Source organism: Amycolatopsis thermophila (assembly GCF_030814215.1).
Taxonomy (GTDB): domain Bacteria; phylum Actinomycetota; class Actinomycetes; order Mycobacteriales; family Pseudonocardiaceae; genus Amycolatopsis_E; species Amycolatopsis_E thermophila.
This window is the reverse complement of record NZ_JAUSUT010000001.1, coordinates 956,073-980,192: the sequence shown is the minus strand read 5'-3', so window position 1 is coordinate 980,192 and position 24,120 is coordinate 956,073. Positions and strand designations below refer to the sequence as shown.

The 24,120-nt window shown below is 70.8% G+C and carries 25 protein-coding genes and 1 tRNA gene; 20 read left to right on the top strand and 6 right to left on the bottom strand.

What is annotated here, in order from left to right; translation table 11 throughout:
* Nucleotides 1-165: 165 nt before the first annotated feature.
* Nucleotides 166-498, top strand: coding sequence for a hypothetical protein (locus FB470_RS04930; protein ID WP_306989102.1), 333 nt, complete (start codon nt 166-168; stop codon nt 496-498).
* Nucleotides 499-562: 64 nt separating this feature from the next.
* Here the strand turns inward: FB470_RS04930 and FB470_RS04925 are convergent.
* Nucleotides 563-635, bottom strand: a tRNA-Arg gene (locus FB470_RS04925).
* 191 nt (nt 636-826) lie between these two features.
* On the opposite strand from FB470_RS04925, the gene FB470_RS04920 reads away from it, so the two are divergent.
* Nucleotides 827-1,744: a cation diffusion facilitator family transporter gene (locus FB470_RS04920; protein ID WP_306989101.1), complete on the top strand. Its 918-nt coding sequence runs from the start codon at nt 827-829 to the stop codon at nt 1,742-1,744.
* Here the strand turns inward: FB470_RS04920 and FB470_RS04915 are convergent, their stop codons facing one another.
* The gene (locus FB470_RS04915; RefSeq protein WP_306989100.1) at nt 1,745-2,461 is read right to left on the bottom strand and encodes a DUF305 domain-containing protein; all 717 of its coding nucleotides are present in this window, start codon (nt 2,459-2,461) and stop codon (nt 1,745-1,747) included.
* Nucleotides 2,461-3,267, bottom strand: coding sequence for a DUF3105 domain-containing protein (locus FB470_RS04910; RefSeq protein ID WP_306989099.1), 807 nt, complete (start codon nt 3,265-3,267; stop codon nt 2,461-2,463). The genes FB470_RS04915 and FB470_RS04910 overlap by 1 nt, the downstream gene beginning before the upstream one ends.
* Before the next feature lie 102 nt (nt 3,268-3,369).
* On the opposite strand from FB470_RS04910, the gene argS reads away from it, so the two are divergent.
* From argS to rho, 6 genes are all read left to right on the top strand, one after another.
* Complete coding sequence (argS, locus tag FB470_RS04905) at nt 3,370-5,025, top strand: arginine--tRNA ligase (protein WP_306989098.1); 1,656 nt, start codon at nt 3,370-3,372, stop codon at nt 5,023-5,025.
* A 6-nt stretch (nt 5,026-5,031) separates the two neighbouring features.
* Nucleotides 5,032-6,468, top strand: coding sequence for a diaminopimelate decarboxylase (gene lysA / locus FB470_RS04900; protein ID WP_306989097.1), 1,437 nt, complete (start codon nt 5,032-5,034; stop codon nt 6,466-6,468).
* 5 nt (nt 6,469-6,473) lie between these two features.
* Complete coding sequence (locus tag FB470_RS04895; RefSeq protein WP_306989096.1) at nt 6,474-7,781, top strand: homoserine dehydrogenase; 1,308 nt, start codon at nt 6,474-6,476, stop codon at nt 7,779-7,781.
* Nucleotides 7,778-8,842: a threonine synthase gene (thrC, locus tag FB470_RS04890; protein ID WP_306989095.1), complete on the top strand. Its 1,065-nt coding sequence runs from the start codon at nt 7,778-7,780 to the stop codon at nt 8,840-8,842. Before FB470_RS04895 ends, thrC begins: the two co-directional genes overlap by 4 nt.
* Nucleotides 8,839-9,720: a homoserine kinase gene (thrB, locus tag FB470_RS04885; protein WP_306989094.1), complete on the top strand. Its 882-nt coding sequence runs from the start codon at nt 8,839-8,841 to the stop codon at nt 9,718-9,720. The genes thrC and thrB overlap by 4 nt, the downstream gene beginning before the upstream one ends.
* A 390-nt stretch (nt 9,721-10,110) precedes the next feature.
* The gene (gene rho / locus FB470_RS04880) at nt 10,111-12,045 is read left to right on the top strand and encodes a transcription termination factor Rho (protein ID WP_306989093.1); all 1,935 of its coding nucleotides are present in this window, start codon (nt 10,111-10,113) and stop codon (nt 12,043-12,045) included.
* Nucleotides 12,046-12,103: 58 nt separating this feature from the next.
* Here rho and FB470_RS04875 read toward each other — a convergent pair whose 3' ends face one another.
* Nucleotides 12,104-12,598, bottom strand: coding sequence for a CHAP domain-containing protein (locus tag FB470_RS04875; RefSeq protein ID WP_306989091.1), 495 nt, complete (start codon nt 12,596-12,598; stop codon nt 12,104-12,106).
* A 207-nt stretch (nt 12,599-12,805) separates the two neighbouring features.
* Here FB470_RS04875 and rpmE point away from each other — a divergent pair, with 207 nt between their 5' ends.
* Both rpmE and prfA read left to right on the top strand, forming a co-directional pair.
* Nucleotides 12,806-13,033 (top strand): 50S ribosomal protein L31, encoded by a 228-nt coding sequence (gene rpmE / locus FB470_RS04870; RefSeq protein WP_179771600.1) that lies wholly within the window; start codon nt 12,806-12,808, stop codon nt 13,031-13,033.
* A gap of 81 nt (nt 13,034-13,114) precedes the next feature.
* The gene (gene prfA / locus FB470_RS04865; protein ID WP_306989089.1) at nt 13,115-14,194 is read left to right on the top strand and encodes a peptide chain release factor 1; all 1,080 of its coding nucleotides are present in this window, start codon (nt 13,115-13,117) and stop codon (nt 14,192-14,194) included.
* Nucleotides 14,195-14,233: 39 nt separating this feature from the next.
* Here prfA and FB470_RS04860 read toward each other — a convergent pair whose 3' ends face one another.
* Nucleotides 14,234-14,998 carry an alpha/beta fold hydrolase gene (locus FB470_RS04860; protein ID WP_306989088.1) on the bottom strand — a complete coding sequence of 255 codons (765 nt, stop codon included), beginning with the start codon at nt 14,996-14,998 and terminating at the stop codon, nt 14,234-14,236.
* A gap of 58 nt (nt 14,999-15,056) precedes the next feature.
* On the opposite strand from FB470_RS04860, the gene FB470_RS04855 reads away from it, so the two are divergent.
* Both FB470_RS04855 and prmC read left to right on the top strand, forming a co-directional pair.
* Complete coding sequence (locus FB470_RS04855; RefSeq protein ID WP_306989086.1) at nt 15,057-15,404, top strand: MerR family transcriptional regulator; 348 nt, start codon at nt 15,057-15,059, stop codon at nt 15,402-15,404.
* 22 nt (nt 15,405-15,426) lie between these two features.
* A complete protein-coding gene (gene prmC, locus FB470_RS04850) occupies nt 15,427-16,290 on the top strand; it encodes a peptide chain release factor N(5)-glutamine methyltransferase (RefSeq protein ID WP_306989084.1) in 864 nt (287 codons plus the stop codon).
* A gap of 72 nt (nt 16,291-16,362) precedes the next feature.
* Here the strand turns inward: prmC and FB470_RS04845 are convergent, their stop codons facing one another.
* Entirely contained in the window at nt 16,363-17,148 is a 786-nt protein-coding gene (locus tag FB470_RS04845; RefSeq protein ID WP_306989082.1) for a methyltransferase domain-containing protein, read from the bottom strand.
* Between the two features lie 150 nt (nt 17,149-17,298).
* Between FB470_RS04845 and FB470_RS04840 the strand changes: the two genes are divergently transcribed.
* From FB470_RS04840 to atpA, 8 genes are all read left to right on the top strand, one after another.
* Entirely contained in the window at nt 17,299-17,949 is a 651-nt protein-coding gene (locus FB470_RS04840) for an L-threonylcarbamoyladenylate synthase (protein ID WP_306989081.1), read from the top strand.
* The gene (locus tag FB470_RS04835; RefSeq protein WP_306989079.1) at nt 17,949-19,109 is read left to right on the top strand and encodes a glycosyltransferase family 4 protein; all 1,161 of its coding nucleotides are present in this window, start codon (nt 17,949-17,951) and stop codon (nt 19,107-19,109) included. The genes FB470_RS04840 and FB470_RS04835 overlap by 1 nt, the downstream gene beginning before the upstream one ends.
* Nucleotides 19,106-19,537, top strand: a complete 432-nt coding sequence (locus FB470_RS04830) for a hypothetical protein (protein ID WP_306989078.1) — start codon at nt 19,106-19,108, stop codon at nt 19,535-19,537. Before FB470_RS04835 ends, FB470_RS04830 begins: the two co-directional genes overlap by 4 nt.
* 371 nt (nt 19,538-19,908) lie before the next feature.
* Entirely contained in the window at nt 19,909-20,691 is a 783-nt protein-coding gene (atpB, locus tag FB470_RS04825) for a F0F1 ATP synthase subunit A (protein ID WP_306989076.1), read from the top strand.
* 64 nt (nt 20,692-20,755) lie between these two features.
* Entirely contained in the window at nt 20,756-21,007 is a 252-nt protein-coding gene (locus FB470_RS04820; protein WP_306989075.1) for an ATP synthase subunit c family protein, read from the top strand.
* Between the two features lie 28 nt (nt 21,008-21,035).
* Nucleotides 21,036-21,587, top strand: coding sequence for a F0F1 ATP synthase subunit B (locus FB470_RS04815; protein ID WP_306989073.1), 552 nt, complete (start codon nt 21,036-21,038; stop codon nt 21,585-21,587).
* An 11-nt stretch (nt 21,588-21,598) separates the two neighbouring features.
* A complete protein-coding gene (locus FB470_RS04810) occupies nt 21,599-22,417 on the top strand; it encodes a F0F1 ATP synthase subunit delta (RefSeq protein WP_306999057.1) in 819 nt (272 codons plus the stop codon).
* Nucleotides 22,418-22,469: 52 nt separating this feature from the next.
* Complete coding sequence (gene atpA / locus FB470_RS04805; RefSeq protein WP_306989072.1) at nt 22,470-24,113, top strand: F0F1 ATP synthase subunit alpha; 1,644 nt, start codon at nt 22,470-22,472, stop codon at nt 24,111-24,113.
* Nucleotides 24,114-24,120 lie beyond the last annotated feature (7 nt).

The following is a 24,120-nucleotide window of genomic DNA, read 5'->3' as shown; positions in this document are numbered from 1 at the left end:
TGAGTCGAGTGGCTCGGTCAGGAGGGGAGCAGGTTTGCTCGCTCCGCTCCGGGGGAGCGGAGGGCGGGGTTCAGTGAGAAAACGGCTGGTGAAGTGGTGGCGGCGGCTGCGTCGCCAACGCGCGCCGCGTTGCTCCGGCCGCTTAAGTCTCGAGAAGACGGCGACGTGCGACCTGTACCGCGCCACCCCGAAGTCACGGGCATTCTGTGGAGTCACATCGAGCGGTACGGCTACGGCGCGGACGGCCGGTTGTTCGTCGGCGAGCGTGGTGGCCTGATCTCCAAGGTCACGTACACGAAGGTGTTCCGCGCGGCGCGGGCGACGACGTTCACCGAAGAGGTTCGCCGTGGGCCACTCCTCGCCCGACCGTACGACTTCCGGCATGCGGCCGTGAGCACCTGGTTGGCCGCCGGGCTGGACCCGGCCGCGGTGAGCGTGTCCGTGCATTGTCCGCAGGCCGCCGCAGATGATCACGGTTCGCCGTGGTTGGCCGGGTAGAACGTGAATCGGCCCCTACCGCGTTTTCGCTGGTAGGGGCCGGTTTTGCATGTTGGAACCTGGGTGCCCTCGGCAGGATTCGAACCTGCGACACCTGCCTCCGGAGGGCAGTGCTCTATCCCCTGAGCTACGAGGGCCCATCGCTGGGCGACGTGACACAGCCTAGCGCACCGGGATTTCCACCGGGTGAGCGGCTACCCCTAACGGAAAGCGCGACGGTGGAGCCTCCGCTAGAGTGCGGCTGCGAAGGCAAGCCTTACCTGTCCTTGCACACATGCGCATACGACTATATATTGCGACTCCAGGGTGAAGGAGGGGACCAGCAGACATGGCGCACGGCCACGGACACGGGCACCAGCCGCCCGCCAGCGCGTCCGCGCGGTACCTCCCCCGGCTCGCCGCCGCGCTCGGGATCGGCGTCGCGTTCCTGGTCGCCGAGGTCGTCGTCGGGGTGGTCACCGGCTCGCTGGCCCTCATCTCCGACGCCGGGCACATGCTCACCGACGTCCTCGGCCTCGCGATGGCCCTCACGGCGATCGTCCTCGCGCGCCGGTCCGGTCCGACCTACCGGCGCACCTTCGGGCTCTACCGGGCCGAGGTCCTGGCCGCCCTGGCCAACGCCGTCCTGCTGTTCGGCGTCGCGGCGTACGTGATCGTCGAAGCGGTCGGACGTCTCAGCGACCCGCCCGAGGTTCCCGGCCTTCCCGTGCTGCTCGTCGCCCTCGGCGGTCTCGCCGCGAACGTCGTCGCGTTCGCGCTGCTCCGCGACGGCTCCAAGGAGAGCCTCAACCTCCGCGGCGCCTACCTCGAAGTCCTCGCCGACATGATCGGCTCGGTCGGCGTGCTCGTCAGCGGTCTGATCACCCTGACCACCGGCTGGCGCTACGCGGACGCCCTCATCGGTGTCGCGATCGGACTGTTCGTGCTCCCGCGCACCTTCACCCTCGCCCGGCGGGCCCTGCGCATCCTGTTCCAGCACGCGCCCCGGGAGGTCGACGTCGAGCGCATCAGCGCCGACCTCGGCGCCCTGGCCGGCGTGTGCGACGTGCACGACCTGCACGTCTGGACACTGACCTCGGGTATGGAGGTGGCCTCCGCGCACCTCACCCTGGAGCGCACCGCCCAGCCCGCCGACGTCCTCGCCGCCGCGCAGACCCTGCTGGCCGACGAGTACTCGATCGAGCACGCCACCCTGCAGTGCGAACCCCGCGAGTCCGCGGCGCGCTGCCAGGAGCTCAGCTGGTGATCACGGGAAGGGCAGCGGCTGCGCGCCCCGCGCCGTCAGCATGCCGCGCATCAGCGTCATCTCCGCGCCCTGCGACGTGAGGATGCTCTGCGTCAGGGCCTTCACCGCGGGGACCGACGTGTGGTCGTGCGCGTACTGCGCCATCTCCGTGCCGCCCTGGTGGTGGCGCAGCATCAGCTGCAGGAAGTAGACGTCCAGCTCGGTGCCGGACAGCGACCGCAGCTTGGCCAGTTCCGTGTTGGTCGCCATCCCGGGCATCACCGCCCCGTCCGAACCGGACGCGGGGGCCGTCGTCGGCGCCATCGCCATGTGCTCGTGCCCCGCGTCGGAGCTCATCCACGTCATGTACGCGCCGGTGGCCTGCTCGGGCTGCCCCCACAGCATCAGCCAGCCCTTCATCCGCCCGACCTGCTCGCGCTGCGTGGACTCGATGTCGAACGCCAGCTGCTTGAGCTGGGGGTCCGTGGTGTGGTCGCGCTCCCAGCCCGCCATCGTCACGGCCTGGAGGTGGTGCACCGACATGTCCTGCGCGAAGCCGACCTCGACCGAACCCGCGGAGGGCGTGGCGGACGAGGTGTCGTCACGCAGGGCGAGCTGGGTCAGGAACATCCCGATCACGGCCCCGACCAGCAGGACCGCGACCACCGAGGCCCCGATGACCACCGGCCGCTGCGAGGCGGGCCGGTCGTCGACGGGGGGCTGGCCGGGAGAGGTCATCAGGACGTCGGAGCCGGGGCCGACGGCATGCCCGAGTCCTGCTGCGTGCCCGTCGAGCCCTGGTAGGTCATCGGCTTGGCGTCCGGCCCCGGCGGCGTCGGGTCGAACGGCGGCGGGTTGTCCGGGTCGAACGCACCCGGGCCGAGCGCGTCGCACGAGGCGCCCACCTCGGGGTAGGTGTTCTGGTTGGTGCGCAGGGCGGTGATGAACTCGTCGATCCGCTCGTCGCCCGCCGAGTCGACCTTCAGCTGGTGGCCCCACGACTGCAGCGAGATCGGCTTGTCCAGGCCGGGGTAGGGCGACATCATCGTGTACGGCTTGCCCTCGACCTTGCTCTTGAGCGTGTTCAGCGCGTCACCGGTGACCTGGTCCGGGTTGTACGCGATCCACACCGCACCGTGCTCGAGCGAGTGCACCATGTTCTCGGTGCGGACAGCGGTCGGGTAGACGATGCCGGTGCAGGCCGCCCAGTACCCGTCGTGCGGGCCGCCGAACGGCGGCGAGTGGTCGTAGGCCACCCGCTCGGTGGGCAGGACGTGGACGCTGCCCTGGTACTGCTGCGTGACGATGCCGGAGATCTTCAGCGACGGGTCCGGGTTGTCCGCCGTGGGCGCCCAGCTCGCCAGCGCGCGCTTGGGCGCCGACTGGACCAGGTAGTAGGTGACCACGACCGCGGCGAGCGCGACGACCGCGACCACCGAGATGATCGTGCCCCAGGGCACACCCTTCTTGGACACCACCGAGCCGCGGGCCGCCTTCACGCTGCCCTTCCTCGGTGCGCCCTTCTTCTTAGTGCCGCTGGCCATGACTCCCGCGTCTCCCGTCGACTGGATATACCCGGGTAGAGTTTAGGGACCCCGTGTTCGGTCCCTGTCAACGCCCGTGGTCGCGGCCCTTACACTCGGCTGGTGACTCCCGAGGCCCTAGCTGACCTGGTCCGTACGTCCGCCGCGCGAGTGCTTTCCGCCCGCGGCGCCGACACCGCCGTGCTGCCCGCCACGGTCACCGTCGAGCGCCCGCGCAACCCGGAACACGGAGACTACGCCACCAACGTCGCGTTGCAGGTGGCGAAGAAGGCCGGCCTGGCCCCGCGCGAGTTCGCCCAGGAGCTGGCCGACGCGCTCGCGGCCGCCGACGGCATCGACTCCGCCGAGATCGCCGGCCCCGGTTTCGTGAACCTCCGGCTGGCCGCCGACGCGCAGGGCGAGCAGATCCGCCAGGTGCTGTCCCTCGGTGACGGCTACGGCCGCGGTGAGGCGCTCAAGGGCCGCAAGATCAACCTCGAGTTCGTGTCCGCCAACCCGACCGGCCCCGTCCACCTGGGCGGCACGCGCTGGGCGGCGGTCGGCGACGCGCTCGGCCGCGTCCTCGCCGCACAGGGCGCCGACGTCACCCGCGAGTACTACTTCAACGACGCGGGCGCGCAGATCGACCGGTTCGTCCGGTCCCTGATCGCCGCCGCGAAGGGCGAGCCCGCGCCCGAGGACGGCTATGCCGGCGCCTACATCACCGACATCGCCGCGGAGGTGCTGCGCCAGGAGCCCAGCGCGCTGTCCCTGCCGGAGCAGGAGCGGCACGAGACGTTCCGCCGCGTCGGCGTCGAGCTGATGTTCGGCGAGATCAAGAAGAGCCTGCACGAGTTCGGCACGGACTTCGACGTCTACTTCCACGAGGACTCGCTGCACGCCAGCGGGGCGGTGGAGAAGGCCGTCCAGAGCCTCAAGGACAACGGCAGCCTCTACCACGCCGACGGCGCCTGGTGGCTGCGCTCCACCGAGTTCGGCGACGACAAGGACCGCGTGGTCATCAAGAGCGACGGCGCGCCCGCCTACATCGCCGGTGACATCGCCTACCTGCAGGACAAGATCGGCCGCGGCTTCGACCTGTGCATCTACATGCTGGGCGCCGACCACCACGGCTACATCGCCCGGCTCAAGGCCGCCGCGTCCGCGATGGGCCACGACCCGGCGGTGGTCGAGGTGCTCATCGGCCAGCTGGTCAACCTGGTGAGCGAGGGCAAGCCGGTCCGGATGAGCAAGCGCGCAGGCAACGTCATCACGATGGAGGACCTCGTCGAGGCGGTCGGTGTGGACGCCGCGCGCTACGAGCTGACCCGGTACTCGGTGGACTCGAGCATCGACATCGACCTGGACCTGCTGCGCAAGAGCAGCGACGAGAACCCGGTGTACTACGTGCAGTACGCGCACGCCCGGCTCGCCTCGCTGCAGCGCAACGCGGCAGAACTCGGACTGAAGTTCGACAACGACGCCGACTTCGGGCTGCTCACCCTCGACCGCGAGGGTGACCTGATCCGCACGATCGGGGAGTTCCCCACGATCGTGCAGCGCGCCGCCGAGCTGCGGGAACCGCACCGCGTGGCGCGCTACCTGGAGAGCCTGGCCGGCGCGTTCCACAAGTTCTACGCCGTCGCGCAGGTCCTCCCCAAGGGCGACGAGGAGGCCACGCCGCTCACCTTCGCCCGTCTCGCCCTGTGCGAGGCGGCGCGCCAGGTGTTCGCCAACGGTCTCGCCCTGCTCGGTGTCTCCGCTCCGGAACGGATGTAATTTCTGATGGCTCACCCCGCCGGCCCTCGGCACGCGGAGGTCTACCCGCACGCCGACACCTCCGGTTTCCCCCCGTCCAGTTCCGAAGAACTCGACCGGCTCTACCCGAAGGTGTGGCCCCGCAACACCTATCGCGCCCCGGACGGGGTCGTGCGGATCGCCGGCGTCGACGTGCGGCAGCTGGCCGAGACCTACGGCACCCCGTTGTTCGTCGTGGACGAGGCCGACTTCAAGTCCCGCTGCGCCGAGTACGCCGAGGCGTTCGACGACCCGTCGCTGGTGCACTACGCGGCCAAGGCGTTCCTGTGCACCGAGGTGGCCCGCTGGGTCGCCGCGCAGGGCCTGAGCCTGGACGTCGCCAGCGGCGGCGAACTCGCGGTCGCGCTGCGCGCCGGCTTCCCGCCCGAGCGGATCACCTTCCACGGCAACAACAAGTCGGTCGCCGAGCTGGAGACCGCCGTGGGCGCCGGGGTCGGCACGGTCGTGCTCGACTCCTACTACGAGATCGCCCGGCTCGCCGACGTGGCCGCGCGCCTGGACGTCGAGCAGAAGGTGCTGGTCCGGGTCACGGTCGGGGTCGAGGCGCACACCCACGAGTTCATCGCGACCGCCCACGAGGACCAGAAGTTCGGGTTCTCGCTCGCCGCCGGTGACGCCGCCGAGGCGGTGCGCCGGGTGCTCAACGCGCCGTCGCTGCGCCTGGTCGGGCTGCACAGTCACATCGGCTCGCAGATCTTCGACGCCGACGGCTTCGAGGTCGCCGCCCGCCGCGTGGTCGGGCTGATGGCCGAGCTGGCCAAGGAGCACGGCGAGCAGCTGCTCGAGCAGCTCTCGCTGGTCGACCTCGGCGGTGGCTTCGGCATCGCCTACACCGACAAGGACAACCCGCCGCCGCCGGCGCAGATGATCACGCAGATCCGCGACATCGTGCGCAAGGAGTGCGAGTTCGCCGGCCTGCCGGTGCCGCGCATCGCGGGCGAGCCGGGCCGCGCGATCGCCGGCCCGGGCACCGTCACGCTGTACGAGGTGGGCACCATCAAGGACGTTTCGCTGGGGGACGACGAATCCCGGCGCTACGTCAGCGTCGACGGCGGGATGAGCGACAACATCCGCACGCCGCTCTACGACGCCGTGTACGACGTCCGCCTGGTGTCGCGCGCGAGCGACGACGGGACGAGCGAGCAGGTCGGCGCGGCGCTGAGCCGCGTCGTGGGCAAGCACTGCGAGTCCGGCGACATCGTCGTGCGCGACTGCTGGCTGCCCGACACCCTCGCGCCGGGCGACCTGCTCGCCGTCGCGGCGACGGGCGCCTACTGCTACTCCATGGCCAGCAACTACAACCGGCAGCCGCGGCCGGCGGTCGTCGCGGTGCGCAACGGCAGCGCCCGGCTGCTGCTGCGCCGCGAGACGATCGACGACATGCTGCAGCTGGAGGTGTCGTGACTGCAATGTCCACTGTAGACGGCAAGACGGTGCGCGTGGCGCTGCTGGGCTGCGGCACGGTGGGCGCCGAGGTCGCGCGGCTGCTCACCGAGCAGGCCGGCGAGCTCGCCGCCCGCGCGGGCGCCCCGGTGGAGCTGGCCGGCATCGCGGTGCGCCGCCCGGACAAGCACCCCGAGCTGCCGCAGCACCTGCTGACCAACGACGCCGCCGCGCTCGTGGAGTCCGATGTGGACGTCGTGGTCGAGCTGATCGGCGGCGTCGACCCGGTGCGCGAGTGGCTGCTCACCGCGCTGCGCAAGGGGAAGTCGGTCGTCACGGCCAACAAGGCGCTGCTGGCCGAGTACTCCGCGGAGCTGTTCGAGGCGGCCGACGCGGCCGGCGCGGACCTCTACTTCGAGGCCGCCGTGGCCGGTGCGATCCCGCTGCTGCGCCCGCTGCGCGAGTCGCTGGCCGGTGACCGCATCACCAAGGTGATGGGCATCGTCAACGGCACCACCAACTTCATCCTGTCCGCGATGGACTCCACGGGCGCCGGGTACGCGGAAACCCTCGACGAGGCCGTCCGTCTCGGCTACGCCGAGGCGGACCCGACGGCGGACGTGGACGGCTACGACGCGGCGTCCAAGGCGGCCATCCTCGCCTCGCTCGCCTTCCACACCCGCGTCACCGCCTCCGACGTGCACCGCGAGGGCATCTCGAACGTGTCCGCTTCGGACATCGCGGCGGCGAAGGCGCTGGGCCGGACGGTGAAGCTGCTGTCGATCTGCGAGCGCGTCACCGGCGAGGACGGCACCGAGTCGGTCTCGGCGCGCGTGCACCCGGTGATGATCCCGCGCAGCCACCCGCTGGCGAACGTCGGCGGCGCGTTCAACGCCGTGTTCGTCGAGGCCGACGCGGCGGGGAACCTGATGTTCTACGGCCAGGGCGCCGGTGGCGCGCCGACGGCCAGCGCGGTGCTCGGCGACCTCGTCGCGGTGGCCCGCAACCGGGTCGTCGGCGGGCGCGGGCCGCGCGAGTCGGCGCACGCCGCGCTGCCGGTGCGCCCGATGGGCCAGACGCCCACGCGCTACCACGTCAGCCTCGACGTGGCCGACAAGCCCGGTGTGCTCGCCCAGGTGGCGCAGGTGTTCGCCGCTCACGAGGTGAGCATCGCGGCCGTGCGGCAGCGTGACCGGCACGACACGGCGAGCCTGGTCATCGTGACGCACCTCGCACCGGACGCGGCGCTCGAGGCGACCGTCGAGGCGATCGGGAAAATGGACGTCGTCAACGAGGTCGTCAGCGTGATGCGGGTGGAAGGCGAGGACACATGACAGCGAAGGCCGGCTGGCCCGGGATCATCGAGGCGTACGCCGACCGGGTGCCGGTTCCGGCCGGGGCGGAGGTCATCACCCTCGGCGAGGGCAACACACCGCTCATGCCCGCGCCGCACCTGTCCGAGCTCACCGGCTCGACCGTCTACCTCAAGGTCGAGGGCGCCAACCCGACCGGGTCGTTCAAGGACCGCGGCATGACGGTCGCCATCACGCACGCCAAGGCCAGCGGCCTGCAGGCGGTCATCTGCGCCTCCACCGGCAACACCTCCGCCTCGGCCGCGGCCTACGCCGCCCGCGCGGGCCTGACCTGCGCCGTCCTCATCCCGCAGGGCAAGATCGCGATGGGCAAGCTGGCCCAGGCGATCCTGCACGGCGCGCGCATCCTGCAGATCGACGGCAACTTCGACGACTGCCTCGAGCTGGCCCGCAAGACCGCGATCGACCACCCGGTCACGCTGGTCAACTCGGTCAACCCGGTGCGCCTGATCGGCCAGAAGACCGCGGCGTGGGAGATCTGCGACGTCCTCGGCCAGGCGCCGGACATCCACTGCCTCCCGGTCGGCAACGCGGGCAACATCACCGCCTACTGGGCGGGCTACTCCGAGTACGCCGCCGACGGTGTGGTGAAGTCCACACCGCGCATGTTCGGCTTCCAGGCCGCCGGCGCCGCGCCGCTAGTCAAGGGCGAGCCGGTGGCCGAGCCGGAGACGATCGCCACCGCGATCCGCGTCGGCAGCCCGGCCTCCTGGGAGGGCGCGGTCAAGGCGAAGAACGCCTCCGGCGGCCTGTTCGAGGCGGTGACGGACGAGAAGATCCTCGCCGCGTACCGCCTGCTGGCCGGCAAGGAGGGCGTGTTCGTGGAGCCGGCGTCGGCGACCAGCGTGGCGGGCCTGCTCGCCACCGCGGCGGACGGCCGCATCCCGAAGGGCTCGACGGTGGTCTGCACCGTCACCGGTCACGGCCTCAAGGACCCGGCGACCGCGCTGGAGGGCAACGTCGAGGTCGAGCCGCTGGCCGTCGACTCGCGTGCGGTCGCCACCGCGCTGGAGCTCACGTGACCGCTCTGAAGGTGACCGTTCCGGCGTCGAGCGCGAACCTCGGCCCGGGCTTCGACGCCCTCGGGCTGGCGCTCGCGCTGCACGACGTCGTCGAGGTGCAGGTCACCGACGCCGGCCTCAAGGTCGAGGTGTTCGACGCCGGCGCGGGCGGGGTCGAGGACGTGCCGACCGACGAGACGCACCTGGTGGTGCGTGCGCTGCGGCGTGCGTGCGGTCACCTCGGCGTGACGCCGCCGGGGCTGCATCTGCGGTGTTTCAACAAGATCCCGCACGCGCGCGGGCTCGGCTCGTCCGCCGCGGCGGTGGTGTCCGGGATCGCCGCCGGGTACGCGCTCGCGGGCAGGCCGCTCGACGGCGACGCGGTGCAGCTGGCCGCGGAGTTCGAGGGCCACGCGGACAACGCGGCCGCCAGCCTGCTGGGTGGTTTCGTTCTGGCCTGGTGCGACAACGGCGTCTTCCACGCGGAACGGCTGACGCCGCACCCGTCGATCCGGCCGGTCGTGGCGGTCCCGTCGGTGAAGTCGTCGACCGAGGCGACGCGGGGTCTGCTGCCCGCCGAGGTCCCGCACGCCGACGCCGCGTTCGCCGCGGGCCGCGCGGCGCTCGCGGTGCACGCCGTGACCAGCGACCCGTCGCTGCTGCTGCCGGCCACCGAGGACCGCCTGCACCAGCACTACCGCGCCCCCGCCTACCCGGAGACCGGCCGCCTGGTGCATGACCTGCGCGAGGCGGGCGTCGCGGCGACCGTGTCCGGCGCCGGGCCGACCGTGCTGGCCCTGACGATCGACGGAATAATCCCACCCGCGGTCGACGTTGCAGGATTTGAAGTCATCGAGCTGCCGGTCGACCAGACCGGGGTTCAGGTCACGAGCCGGTAGATTCCGTGCGGAGATTCGCGGCACGCCGGGGGGTGGTTGTTGCACCTCGTCCCCGGTCGGTCTACCCTCGGGGGCGTTCGATCACCGCGCGCAATCGCACCCGGTGTCGGTCCCGGGGGATCCTTCCCGGATCGCATTCTCTTGTTGAGTCGATAATTCCGCATAGCTGGTGCAGGGATTGACCTAGGCGGGTTTCCGGTAGCCACGGTGACACGAATCCGGCGCGTTCCACCTGGAACACGCGAGAACCCCGTGTGGCGGCTCGGCCGCTGTGACCTGCGTGTCCCGGCCGGGGAACCACACCGGGCAGGAGCAGACCGTTCCGCGATCGGACGCGGGCGGTAGTCCGCTGATCCACCTGGAGGCGTGGATCGGTCAGGAAGGACATGTGTGAGCAACACCGATCTTTTGAGCGGTGACGTGGCGACACCGACCGCGTCGGCCGCTGAGCCAGGGGAGCAGAACGGTACGGCCGCGCCGAAGCGCCGCAGTGGTGGCCTGTCCGGCATGGTGATCGCCGACCTGCGGGAACTCGCCGCCCAGCTGGGCATCGGCGACACCAAGGGGATGCGCAAGGGCGACCTGATCGCCGCGATCCGCGAGCGCCAGGGCAAGGCCCCGCGCAAGCGCGCCGCGGCCGACGAGACCCTGCCCCTCGACGGCATCGCCGCGAAGGTGGAGGCTCCGGTGCAGACCAAGCCGGCCGAGAAGGCCCCGCAGGCCGAGGCCCCGGCCGACAAGCCCGCCCGGGCGGACAAGGCCGGGAAGCCGGCGCAGGCGGACAAGCCCGCGCAGGCCGACAAGCCCGTGAACGGTGCCGAGGCGCCCCAGCAGCAGGGTGAGGACACCCCGCGGCGCGAGGGCGGCGCGCGCCGTCGCCGCGGCGCCAACCGCGCCGCCGGCAGCCCGGACGCGCGTGGCGGCAACGACCAGCAGCGGGGCGAGCAGCAGCGCGAGCAGCGCGGTGGCGACCAGTCCCAGCAGGGCGGTGGCGACCAGCGCAAGCAGAACAACCAGCGCGACAACAACGCCGGTGGCGGCCAGCCCAAGCAGAACTCCGGTGGCGGCCAGAACTCCGGTGGCGCGGACGACGACGAGGGCGGCCGTCGCGGCCGCCGGTTCCGGGACCGCCGCCGCCGCGGCAACCGCGGTGAGGGCGGCACGGACACCGAGATCCGCGAGGACGACGTCCTGCTGCCGGTCGCCGGCATCCTCGACGTCCTGGACAACTACGCGTTCGTGCGCACCTCGGGTTACCTGCCCGGGCCCAACGACGTGTACGTGTCGCTGTCGCTGGTGCGCAAGCACGGCCTGCGCCGCGGTGACGCGATCACCGGTGTGGTCAAGCAGCCGCGCGAAGGCGAGCAGCAGCGCCAGAAGTTCAACCCGCTGGTGCGCGTCGACACCGTCAACGGCCTGGACCCGGACGAGGCCAAGCGCCGTCCCGAGTTCACCAAGCTGACCCCGCTCTACCCCAACGAGCGGCTCCGCCTGGAGACCGAACCGCACAAGCTGACCACCCGCGTGATCGACCTGGTCATGCCGGTCGGCAAGGGGCAGCGCGCCCTGATCGTGTCGCCGCCGAAGGCCGGTAAGACCACGATCATGCAGGACATCGCGAACGCGATCACCACGAACAACCCCGAGTGCCACCTGATGGTCGTCCTCGTCGACGAGCGTCCGGAAGAGGTCACCGACATGCAGCGGTCGGTGAAGGGTGAGGTCATCGCCTCGACCTTCGACCGCCCGCCGTCAGACCACACCTCGGTCGCCGAGCTGTCCATCGAGCGGGCCAAGCGCCTGGTCGAGATGGGCATGGACGTGGTGGTCCTGCTCGACTCGATCACCCGCCTCGGCCGCGCCTACAACCTGGCGGCCCCGGCGTCCGGCCGGATCCTGTCCGGTGGTGTCGACTCGACCGCGCTGTTCCCGCCGAAGCGCTTCCTGGGCGCGGCGCGCAACATCGAGAACGGCGGGTCGCTGACGATCTTCGCCACGGCGATGGTCGAGACCGGGTCGACCGGTGACACGGTGATCTTCGAGGAGTTCAAGGGCACCGGCAACGCGGAGCTCAAGCTCGACCGCAAGATCGCCGAGCGGCGCGTCTTCCCCGCGGTGGACGTCAACCCGTCCGGTACCCGCAAGGAGGAGCTGCTGCTCTCGCCGGACGAGCTGGCGGTCACGCACAAGCTGCACCGGGTCCTGCACGCGCTGGACTCGCAGCAGGCCATCGACCTGCTGCTGTCCCGCCTGCGCAAGACCAAGACCAACATCGAGTTCCTGATGCAGGTCTCCAAGACGGCGCTGGCGTCCGACGACGACTGACGTTCGTGGCAAGCGAAACGGCCACCCTCCCCCGGGAGGGTGGCCGTTTTCGTTGTCCCTACTGCCGGGGCACGGCGGCCGAGGTCCAGCCGCGGTAGTTGCCGTAGTAGCCGTACCCGCCCATCGCCTTGGTCACGTGGCCGATCTTGCCGCCCACGCTGGTCGCGTAGAAGCCGCCCGCGCCGTCGGAGATGCCGACGTGCCCGTACGGCGAGGCGATGTTCCAGTACACGAAGGCGCCCAGCGGCGGGTTCCGGTCACCGGCGTGTTTGGGGCCGGCCCCGTTCCAGTGCGCGTTGGCCGAAGCCCACACGCCGGTGGTGCCGTAGGCGTTCTCCACGGCCTTCTCGCAGTAGCCCTGGTAGGCGGTGCTGCCGATGCGGGCCTGGAACCACGCGACCGCGCCGGACGGGGTGCCGTCACCGGCGGCGAGGATGGAAACGTCGCTGCTCGGGGTGTCGGCGAGCGTCGCGGCCTGGCTGGTGAGCGGGACCACCGTGAGCGCGGCGGCCGCGAGGGCGGCGACGGTGACGGATGTGATGCTGCGGGACATCGGCTCCTCCTCACCCGGCGGGTCCGGGTCTCGGGCTCGAGCCTCGCGCGCGCCCGTACAAAACCCGTACAGGTCCCGTACCCGGAATATGCGCCGGGCAGGGGGCGTTGACCTGCACGTCAGCGCGTCTGGCAGAATCAATCCGCTAACGTCCGGCACCGGTTCACCCCGCTCGCGGGGACCCGGCGGCCATTGAGAGAGGACTCCATGAAGAGCGGTATCCACCCCGAGTACGTGCCTACCACGGTCACCTGTGGTTGCGGCAACACCTTCACGACCCGCAGCACCAAGACCAGCGGTGCGATCACGGTCGAAATCTGCTCGAACTGCCACCCCTTCTACACCGGCAAGCAGAAGATCATGGACACCGGTGGCCGGGTGGCGCGCTTCGAGGCGCGCTACGGCAAGCGGGCCAAGAAGGCCGACGCCAAGTAGCTTCACCGCCGGCGCCCATCCCCGAGTTCCCGGGGGTGGGCGCCGCTTTTGTGTCCGGAGGAACGAGAGGAAGGAACGGTCGTGGATTCGTCTTCGCTGCACGGGCTGCTCGACGAGTACACCGAGCTGGAGAAGCAGCTGGCGGACCCGGCCGTGCACGCCGACCAGTCCCGCGCGCGCAAGCTCGGGCGCCGCTACGCCGAGCTGAGCCCGATCGTCAAGGTGATCAACGAGCTCGACCAGGCGCGCGACGACCTGGGGACGGCCCGCGAGCTGGCCGACGAGGACGCGGCGTTCGCCGCGGAGGCCGAGGAGATCGCCGAGCGCATCCCGCAGCTGGAGTCCCGGCTGACAGAGCTGCTGCTGCCGCGCGACCCCTACGACGGCTCGGACGTCCTGATGGAGATCAAGTCCGGCGAGGGCGGCGAGGAGTCGGCGCTGTTCGCCGGCGACCTGCTGCGCATGTACCTGCGCTACGCCGAGCGGCACGGGTGGAAGGCCGAGGTGCTCGACGCGGTGCACTCCGACCTGGGCGGCTACAAGGACGTCACGGTCGCGGTCAAGAGCAAGGGAACCGCGACTTCACCCGCCGACGGCGTGTGGGCGCGGCTGAAGTTCGAGGGCGGCGTGCACCGGGTGCAGCGCGTGCCGGCGACCGAGTCGCAGGGCCGGATCCACACCTCCGCCGCGGGTGTCCTGATCTACCCGGAGCCGGAAGAGGTCGAGGTCGAGATCGACCCGAACGACCTGCGCATCGACGTGTTCCGTTCGTCCGGTCCGGGTGGGCAGAGCGTCAACACGACGGACTCGGCGGTGCGCGTGACGCACCTGCCGACCGGGATCGTCGTGTCGTGCCAGAACGAGAAGTCGCAGATCCAGAACCGCGCCCGCGCGATCCAGGTGCTGCAGGCCCGGTTGCAGGCCCTGGCCGAGGAGGAGGCCGCCGCCAAGGCGGCGGACGCGCGGAAGTCGCAGGTCCGGACGGTGGACCGCTCGGAGCGGGTGCGCACCTACAACTTCCCGGAGAACCGCATTTCCGACCACCGCGTGAACTACAAGGCGTACAACCTGGACCAGGTCCTCGACGGCGACCTCGACGCCGTGCTGGACGCCCTGGCCACCGCCGACCGCGAAGAGCGCCTGGCCTCCGCGGGGCAGTGACGAGGAAGCCCCGGCCGCCGGCCGGGGCTGCGTGGCCGTTCAGATGCGGCTGAGGAACTTCTGGATGTGGGCGAGCCAGTCGTCGCGGGCCTCGATCTGCATCAGGTGCCCCGACTCGATCTCCACGTACTCGGCGCCCGGGATCCCGTCCGCCAGCGCCCGCTGGACCTCGGCCGGCACGAGCACGTCCTGCCGGGTCCCGATCACCAGCGCCGGCACCGCGATCCGCGCCAGCTCCGCGCGGGTGTCCACCGCGGCCACCAGGTCCACCTGATCCGGCGTCCCCGGCGGAACGACCAGGCCGCCGACCGCGGCGTCCAGGTCCGCGGGCGAGAGCGAGTTCAGGAACCGCCCACCCGTCGCCGCGAACGTCAGGTACTTCGCCAGCAGCTCCTGGTTCTCCTGGTCGAGCAGGGCGCGCCACACGTCCACCGCGAGCCGCATCTGGTTGGTCGGGTGCGCGAACCCCGCGGTCAGCACCAGCCCCGTGACGCGCTCGGGGTGCCGGGTGGCGGCCCGCACCGCGACCGCCGTGCCCAGCGAGTACCCGAGGATCGTGAACCGGTCCACCCCGGCCGAGACCGCCGTCGCCACCAGCGAATCGGCCAGCGAATCCAGGTCCAGCGGCCGGTCGCTGCGGGGCGTCGCGCCGGAACCGGGGTAGTCCGGCCCCACCACCGTGTGCGTGCGGGCCAGGTCGTCCAGGATCGGCCCGTAGTTGGCCTCGATACCGCCGCCCGCGCCGTGGGCCAGCAGCAGACCCGGCCCGGAACCGCGGACGACGTGCGCGAAATGTTCGGTCATGCGGCGACGTTAGGTAGTGACACCGGTGTGAAGGTCAAACTCGAGTGAGCGAGGTCGCATGCGGATCGGCGAACTGTCCGCCCGGACCGGGGTGAGCCAGCGGTTGCTGCGGTACTACGAGGAGCAGCGGCTCCTCACGGCCGCCCGGGACGCCAACGGCTACCGCCTCTACGACGAGAACGCGGTGACGACGGTCCGGCAGATCCGCGCCCTCCTGGCGGCGGGGCTGTCGACGTGCGTCATCCGCGAGGTCCTGCCGTGCGCGCGGGGCGAGAAGCCGGAGCTGGACCTGTGCCCGTCGCTGGTGCGCACGCTGCGTGAGCAACTCGACGCACTGGACGAGCGCATCGACGATCTCCGGCAGACGCGCGGTGCGCTCGCGGCATATGTCCCCACGGCCGGATGAGCGCTGTGGAAAAGTTGCGTCCGTGAAGCGGCAACCGTTGCGTCTGGCGATCCTCGAGGCGATGCGCATCCTGGAGGACGCGGGGGTGTCGTCACCGCGTGCCGACGCCGAACTCATCGCCGCGCACGTCCTCGGTGTCGACCGCGGCCGCCTGCCGCTGGTGCCGCTCGTCGACCCGCCGGTGGTGGAGGCGATCGGCAAGCTGGTGGCGCAGCGGGCCAAGCGGGTGCCGCTGCAGCACCTGACCGGGTGGGCCGGGTTCGCCGGGATCACCCTGGACGTCGGGCCCGGCGTGTTCATCCCGCGGCCGGAGACGGAGCTCCTCGTGGAGTGGGGGCTGCGGCACATCCACGGCCGCGAGTACCCGGTGGTGGTCGACCTGTGCACCGGGTCCGGGGCGCTGGCGCTGGCGATCGCGCACGAGCGCCCCGACGCGGTCGTCTACGCCGTCGACATCGACCCGAACGCGCTGGCGTGGGCGCGGCACAACGCCGACAAGCAGGCCGCGGCGGGGGACACGCCGATCCGGCTGTACTCCGGGGACGTCGGGGACAACACGATCTTCGCCGAGCTGGACGGCCTGGTGGACCTGGTGGTGTGCAACCCGCCGTACGTCCCGCCGGGCGGCGACCTGCCGCCCGAGGTGGTCGACTTCGACCCGCCGCAGGCGGTGTTCGCCCCGGACGGCGGGCTGGCCGTGGTCCGGCAGGCCGTGGCGACCGCCTGCAGGCTGCTCAAGCGCGGCGGCGGGGTGGCCATCGAACACGACGACACGCACGGCTCAGCGGCGCCGGCGCTGGTCGCGTCCCGCAAGGTCCTCACGGACGTCCGGGACCACCACGACCTCGCCGGGCGCCCCCGGTTCGTCACCGCCCTGCGCGGCTGACGCCCCGGCCGCGGCCGCCCTCGCGCCGGACGCGCCACGCGCGTGCCGCTTTCCGGGTTCCCAGGCCGGGCCTCAGCCCGGCTTGCGCGCCTCGATGAGGTGACGGCTGCTGTGCGCCAGGAAGGGCCCCTCGGTGGCGATCCGCTCGTGCAGCGTGCGCAGCTGCGGCTCGTACGCCTCGACGGTGAAGCCGGGGACCATCCAGATCACCTTGCGCAGGAAGTGGACGACGGCCGCGATGTCGCCGAACTCCATCCGCAGCCGCTCGGCGCGCAGGTCCACGATCTCCAGACCCGCCGCCCGCGCGTCCGCCCGCTCGCGGTCGGGGTGCCGGGCGTTGCGCACCTCGTCCGGCTGCGGGCCGAGGAAGTACTCGACCAGCTCGAAGACGCTGGCGGGCCCGACGTGCTGGGCGAAGTACGTGCCGCCCGGCCGCAGGACGCGGGTGATCTCCGCCCAGTGCGGGCGGACCGGGTGCCGGCTGCTGACCAGCTCGAAGGCGCCGTCCGCGAACGGCAGCGGCGCGTCCTCGGGCGCGGCGACGACCACGACACCGTGCGTCCGCAGCGCCTCGGTGGCCGCCGCCACGTTCGGCGGCCAGCCCTCGGTGGCCGCGAAGAGCGCCGGCACGCGCGCGGCCCGCTCCAGCGCGAAGCCGAGGACTTCGCCGCCGCCTGTCTGCACGTCGAGCACGGCCTGTGCGTCGGACAGCCGGCCGGCCAGCGACTCGGCGTACCGCCAGGACGGCCGCGCCTCGGTGGCCCGCCCTTCGAACCACGAGAAGTCCCAGCCCCCGGTGGGGACGGCGACCCCTTCGGCCACGAGGTCGGAGAAGGACCGGTTCCGGTGGTCTGGCATGGCGGGATCGTGTCAGAGGGCGGGACGGGCGTCCTCTCGATTTTCGGCGGATGCCCCGCGCCCCGCACCACCCTTCGGGGTCAGCCGGCCCCGCACCGTCACCACCACCCGCAACCGAGCCGTTACGCGCCCGGGAATAGTCTTCACCCCATGAGCGCGGTGTACGACTGCAGCCGTCCGGAAACGCGGGCGGAGGGGCTGGCCGCGGCGGCCAGTGCGGTGCGTTCGGGGCGGCTGGTCGTGCTGCCCACGGACACGGTGTACGGCATCGGCGCGGACGCCTTCGACTCCAGTGCCGTGCGCGCGCTGCTGCGGGCGAAGAACCGCGGCCCGGACCTGCCCGTCGGCGTCCTGGTCGGCTCCTGGTCCACAATAGATGGTCTGGTGCTCGGCGTCCCGCCGCAGGCGCGGGCCCTGATCGAGGCCTTCTGGCCGGGGGATCTGTCCATTGTGCTCCCGCACGCGCCGAGCCTGCAGTGGGACCTGGGCACCACCCGCGGCACCGTCATGCTGCGGATGCCGCTGCACCCGGTCGCGCTCGAACTGCTGCGCGAGGTCGGCCCGATGGCCGTGTCCAGCGCCAACGTCTACGGGCAGCCGCCCACCTCCGACGCGCAGGAGGCGCGGCACCAGCTGGGCGAGTCGGTCTCGGTGTACCTCGACGGCGGGCCCAGCGCCGAGCCGGTGCCGTCGTCGATCGTCGACCTGACCGGTGACGAGCCCGTGCTGCTGCGGGCCGGCGCGGTCAGCGCCGAAGCGGTGAGCGAGGTGCTCGGCGCACCGGTGAAGACCCCGGCCTGATGACCCCCGTCACCACCGCCGGCCTCCCGATCCGGGAGTACATCCTGGTCGGCCTGATCGCGGCGACCCTGACGTTCCTGCTCACCGGCGTCATCCGGCGACTGGCGATCCGCGTCGGCGCGATCGCCAACCCGCGCGCCCGCGACGTGCACGTCATCCCGATCCCGCGCATGGGCGGTGTCGGCATGTACCTGGGTGTGGTCGGCGGCATGGCGATGGCCCACCAGCTGCCGGTGCTGCGCCGCGCGTTCGACTTCTCGCTCGACCCGGTCGGTGTGCTGATCGGCGGCGGTGTGATCGTGCTGATCGGCGCACTGGACGACCGGTTCGAGATCGACGCCTGGACCAAGCTCGCCGGGCAGGTCATGTGCGCGGGCATCCTGGTGATCTTCGGTGTGCAGTGGAACGTGTTCTGGGTGCCCTGGGGCGGCAACGGCGACGCGCTCGGCTCGGTGGTCACCCTGGACAACAACCAGGGCGGCCTGCTGATGGTGTTGCTGGTCGTAGTGCTGGTCAACGCCCTGAACTTCGTCGACGGGCTGGACGGCCTGGCCGCCGGACTCGGCTTCATCGCCGCGGCCGCGACCTGCGCGTTCTCGCTCGGCCTGCTCAACTCGCAGGGCGGCGACGTCGGCGTCTACCCACCCGCGCTGATCGCGGCCACCCTGGCCGGGGCCTGCCTGGGCTTCCTGCCGCACAACTTCCAGCCCGCGAAGATCTTCATGGGCGACTCGGGTTCGATGATGATCGGGCTGATGCTCGCCGGTGCCACCACCTCGGCCTCCGGCAAGATCAACTACACCCGCTTCGGCGGCTCCGACGCGCTGGCGCTGCTGTCGCCGCTGCTGGTCGTCGTCGCGGTCCTGTTCCTGCCCGTGCTGGACCTGCTGATGGCGGTCATCCGGCGCACCCGGCGCGGCGAGAGCCCGTTCGCCGCCGACAAGATGCACCTGCACCACCGCCTGCTGGAGATCGGGCACTCCCAGCGCCGCGCCGTCCTGCTGATCTACCTGTGGGCGGGGCTGCTCGGGTTCGGCGCGGTCTCGGTGACGCTGTTCGACACGACGGCTGTACTCTGGATTGTCGGCGCGGGCATCGTGCTCGCCGCGATCGTGTCCGTCATTCCGCGCCTGAAGTCGCGGAACCAGGGAGTGTCATGACCGACAAGACCGAGAACCCGCACGCGCAGTCGGTGCTCAAACTGGCCGACGCGATGCTGCGCTTCGCGCTCTGGCCCGCGGTGGCCACCGTGGTCGTCGGCGCGGTCGTCTCCACGGTGCTGGCCGGTGTGCCCGGCCTGCTGGGGTCCCTGGTCGGCGGCGTGGTCGCGTTCGCGTCCTCGCTGGTGACGCTGTTCATGATGCGCAAGTCCGCCGCCATGGAGCCGTTCGCCGTGATGGCCGTCGCCATCGGCGGCTACATCCTCAAGGTGCTGGTCCTGTTCGGCGTGATGACCGCCCTCAAGGGTGTCGACGCGTTCAACCGCTACTCGCTCGCGTTCACTACGCTGGCGGTCATCCTGGTGTGGGCGGCCGCGGAGTTCCTGGCTTTCCGCAAGACCAAGATTCCGACGATCATCCCCCAGTGATCGGCGCAGGTCAGAGCGCTTTCGCGAAGATCATTCCGCAGCCGGGCACGCAATAAGGAGTACGCCCGTACGGTGGCGTTGTACCGGCTGGTATCGTCCGCGGGTGTGGAGGTGGGCCTTCGGGCCGCGCTCTCCCGATGCGGAACCCGACCTGCGACGCGGCGATCGAGACGGATGGTCCTGAGCACGGTTGGCCGATTCTGCCGTCGGAGATCGTAGTACCGAAACCCCCAAGTGGCTGACTGTACACGCGGTGTTCACTCAGGGGATCCGCCTCCAACTACCCGAAACGTATCGGGTACGTTAAGTCCAGATCGTGACGATTCCCCCGGCGGAGTGAACGCCGGCCGGGAGAACCGGAAGGAGCCCAGTTGGGCGCGCTGGTATTGGCCGAGGGCGACACGTTCGCGCCACCGGGTGCCGGAGACTTCGAGCTGCCGGCGATTTTCCTCGGCGTGACGAAGCCGATGATCATGGTCGTGCTGTCGGTGGTCATCATCGCGGCCTTTTTCCTGCTGTCTTCGCGCAAGCTGAAGATCGTGCCGGGCAAGGCGCAGTTCGTCGCCGAGTACGCCTACGACTTCGCGCGCAACGGCATCGCCCGCGAGCAGATCGGGTCCAAGGACTTCCGGCCCTACGTCCCGCTGGTCCTCGCACTGTTCAGCTTCGTGCTGATCAACAACATCTTCGGGATCATCCCGATATTCCAGTTCCCGACCTTCTCGCACATCGGTTTCCCGCTCGCGCTGTCGCTGCTGGTGGTCTACCCGGTCTACCACTACGTCGGGTTCAAGCGGCACGGGTTCGTCGGCTACCTCAAGCACGCGACCGTCCCGCCGGGCGCGCCGGGGCCGATCTACATCCTGCTGACGCCGATCGAGTTCCTGCAGAAGTTCGTCCTCAACCCGCTCACCCTGGCGGTCCGGGTGTTCGCCGCGATGTTCGCCGGCCACCTGATCCTGCTGGTGTTCACCGTCGCGGGCGAGTTCCTGCTGCTGCACGCGGGTGGCGTGTTCAAGCCCATCTCGGTGGTCTCGTGGGCGTTCGCCATTCTGATGACTTTCGTGGAAGCGCTGATCCAGGTGATCCAGGCCTACGTGTTCGCCGTTCTGTCGGCGAACTACATCGGCCAGGCGCTGGCCTCGGACCACTAGGAAAGAAAAACAACCGCAAGCCCCCGATCCGCGCGGTAGCGGACCGAGTGAAAGGGAAACGCAAGTGAGCAGCATCGTTCTCGCCCAGGCCGCCAACGCCATCAACCTGAACCAGGGCCTGGCGGCCATCGGTTACGGTCTGGGCGCCATCGGCCCGGGCATCGGTGTGGGCCTGATCTGGGCCGCCGTCATCAACGGCACCGCCCGTCAGCCGGAGGCCCAGGGCAAGCTCATGGGCATCGCCTGGACCACCTTCGTCCTGACCGAGGTGCTCGCCCTGATCGGCCTGGTCGTGTACTTCATCGCTTCTGCCTGATCGTCCGCCTGACGCGTTGGGAGACGTTGTGGTGAAGACCCAGATCGTGCTGGCCGCGGAAGAGGCGCCGAACCCGGTGCTGCCGCACCTGAGCGAGCTCATCCTCGGCCTGGTGGCGTTCCTGATCCTGCTGTGGCTGCTCAAGAAGTACGCCGTGCCGCGCTTCGAGAAGATGTACGAGGAGCGCACCGCGGCCATCGAGGGCGGCATCGCGAAGGCGGAGAAGGCCCAGGCCGAGGCCGAAGAGGCGCTCGCGAAGTACCAGGCCCAGCTCAAGGACGCCTACTCCGAGGCCGCCAAGATCCGCGACGACGCCCGCCTCGAGGCGGAGCGGATCAAGGAAGAGCTGCGCGCCGAGGCCCAGGACGAGGCGGCCCGGATCATCGCCCAGGGCCACGCCGCGCTGCAGGCCCAGAAGGCGCAGATCGTCACGGAGCTGCGCAACGAGCTGGGCCGCAACTCGATCGAGCTGGCGAGCCGGATCGTCGGGGAGCACCTCGAGGACGAGGTCCGTCGCCGTGGCACGGTCGACCGGTTCCTCGCCGAGCTCGGCAGCGCCGGTAACGGAGCAGGGAAGTAACCCCCATGACGCTGACGCTGCACGCCGCGAGCCGGGAAGCGCTCGCCGCCGCCGAGACCCGGCTGTCCGAGGTCACCGGTGGGGCCGGCGCCGACCCGGCCGCCCTCGGCAACGAGCTGCTCGCCGTGGTCGACCTGCTGGGCAGGGAGATCGGGCTGCGCCGCGCGGTCGCCGACGCCTCGTCCGACCCGGGTGCCCGCACCGGGCTGGTCCGCTCGCTGCTGGCCGGCAAGGTGTCCGAGCAGGCGCTGAGCGTGCTCGACGCCGTGGTCGCGGCCCGCTGGTCGAGCCCGCGGGAACTGGTCGACGGGATCGAGTCGCTCGGCCGGAACGCGCTGCTGACCAGCGCGGAGAAGGCCGGGAAGCTGGACGCCGTCGAGGACCAGTTGTTCCGGATCGCCCGTATCGTGGTGAGCAACCCGGAGCTGGAGCAGACGCTGTCCGACCAGACGGCACCCGGCGACGCGAAGCGCAGGCTGGTCCGCGAACTGCTGCAGGGCAAGGTGGACGAGATCACCCTTGCGCTCGTGGAGCAGGTCACCGGCCGGTCCGCGGGCCGCAGCGTCGGGTTCAACCTGGACCAGCTGGTCCAGCTGGCCGCCCAGCGCCGCGAGCGTTCGGTCGCGTACATCACGAGCGCGAGCGAGCTGTCCGCGGAGCAGCGAGAGCGGCTGGCCGAGCAGCTGCACCGGATCTACGAGCGCCCGATCGCGCTGCACGTCGAGGTCGACCCCCGCCTCGGCGGCGGGCTCGTCGTCCGGGTGGGCGACGAGGTCATCGACGGCAGCACCGCGGGCCGGATCGCGGCGCTGCGCCGGCAGCTGGCGTGACACCACACAAGACTTTGCACACTGGCAGGAACGAAGCGAGAGCGGGAACGACATGGCGGAGCTGACGATCTCCTCGGACGAGATCCGTAGCGCGATCGAGAACTACGTCTCGAGTTACTCACCCGAAGTCAACCGGGAAGAGGTCGGCGTCGTCGTGGACACCGGCGACGGCGTTGCCCACGTCGAGGGCCTGCCCTCGACCATGGCCAACGAGTTGCTGGAGTTCCCCGGCGGCATCCTCGGTGTGGCCCAGAACCTGGAGCCGCGCCGGATCGGTGTCGTCATCCTCGGCAACTACGAGTCGATCGAGGAGGGCCAGGAGGTCAAGCGCACCGGCCAGATCCTCTCGATCCCGGTCGGCGAGGGCTTCCTGGGCCGCGTCATCGACCCGCTGGGCAAGCCGATCGACGGCCTCGGCGACATCCCGGCCGAGGACCGCCGCGCGCTCGAGCTGCAGGCCGCCTCGGTCGTGCAGCGCCAGCCGGTGTCCGAGCCGCTGCAGACCGGTATCACCGCCATCGACGCGATGACCCCGATCGGACGCGGCCAGCGCCAGCTGATCATCGGCGACCGCAAGACCGGCAAGACCGCGGTCTGCGTCGACACGATCATCAACCAGAAGGCCAACTGGGCGACGGGCGACCCGACCAAGCAGGTCCGCTGCATCTACGTCGCGGTCGGCCAGAAGGGCTCCACGATCGCCGGTGTCCGCAAGTCCCTCGAGGACGCGGGCGCGCTGGAGTACACCACCATCGTCGCGGCCCCCGCGTCGGACTCCGCCGGCTTCAAGTGGCTGGCCCCCTACACCGGGTCGGCGCTGGGCCAGCACTGGATGTACCAGGGCAAGCACGTCCTGATCGTGTTCGACGACCTGACCAAGCAGGCCGACGCCTACCGCGCGATCTCGCTGCTGCTGCGCCGTCCGCCGGGCCGCGAGGCGTTCCCCGGCGACGTCTTCTACTTGCACTCGCGGCTGCTCGAGCGCTGCGCGAAGCTGTCGGACGAGCTGGGTGGCGGTTCGCTGACCGGTCTGCCGGTCATCGAGACCAAGGCCAACGACATCTCGGCCTACATCCCCACCAACGTCATCTCGATCACCGACGGGCAGTGCTTCTTCCAGTCCGACCTGTTCAACTCGGGTCAGCGCCCCGCGGTCGACGTGACCACCTCGGTCTCCCGAGTCGGTGGTGACGCGCAGATCAAGGCGATGAAGACGGTGTCCGGTTCGCTGCGGATCGACCTGTCCCAGTACCAGGAGCTGCAGGCGTTCGCCGCCTTCGCCTCCGACCTGGACCCGACTTCGCGCGCCCAGCTGGACCGCGGTGCCCGCCTGTACGAGGTGCTCAAGCAGCCGCAGTACTCGCCGATCCCGGTCGAGCAGCAGGTCGTCACCGTGTACCTGGGCACCAAGGGCCAGTTCGACGACGTGCCGGTGGAGGACGTGGCTCGCTTCAACTCCGAGCTGCTGGAGAACATCCGCCACAAGCACGACGACATCCTCGCCGAGATCCGCGACAAGGGTAAGTGGACCGACGAGCTCGCCGAGCGCGTCGTCGCCGCGGCCACCGAGTTCAAGAAGGGCTTCACCACCTCCTCCGGTGAGCAGCTCGTGAACGAGGCCGAGGCCGATGCGATGGACGCCGACAAGGTCGGGCAGGAGACCGTGAAGGTCAACAAGCCCGCCCCGACGAAGTGACCGGATA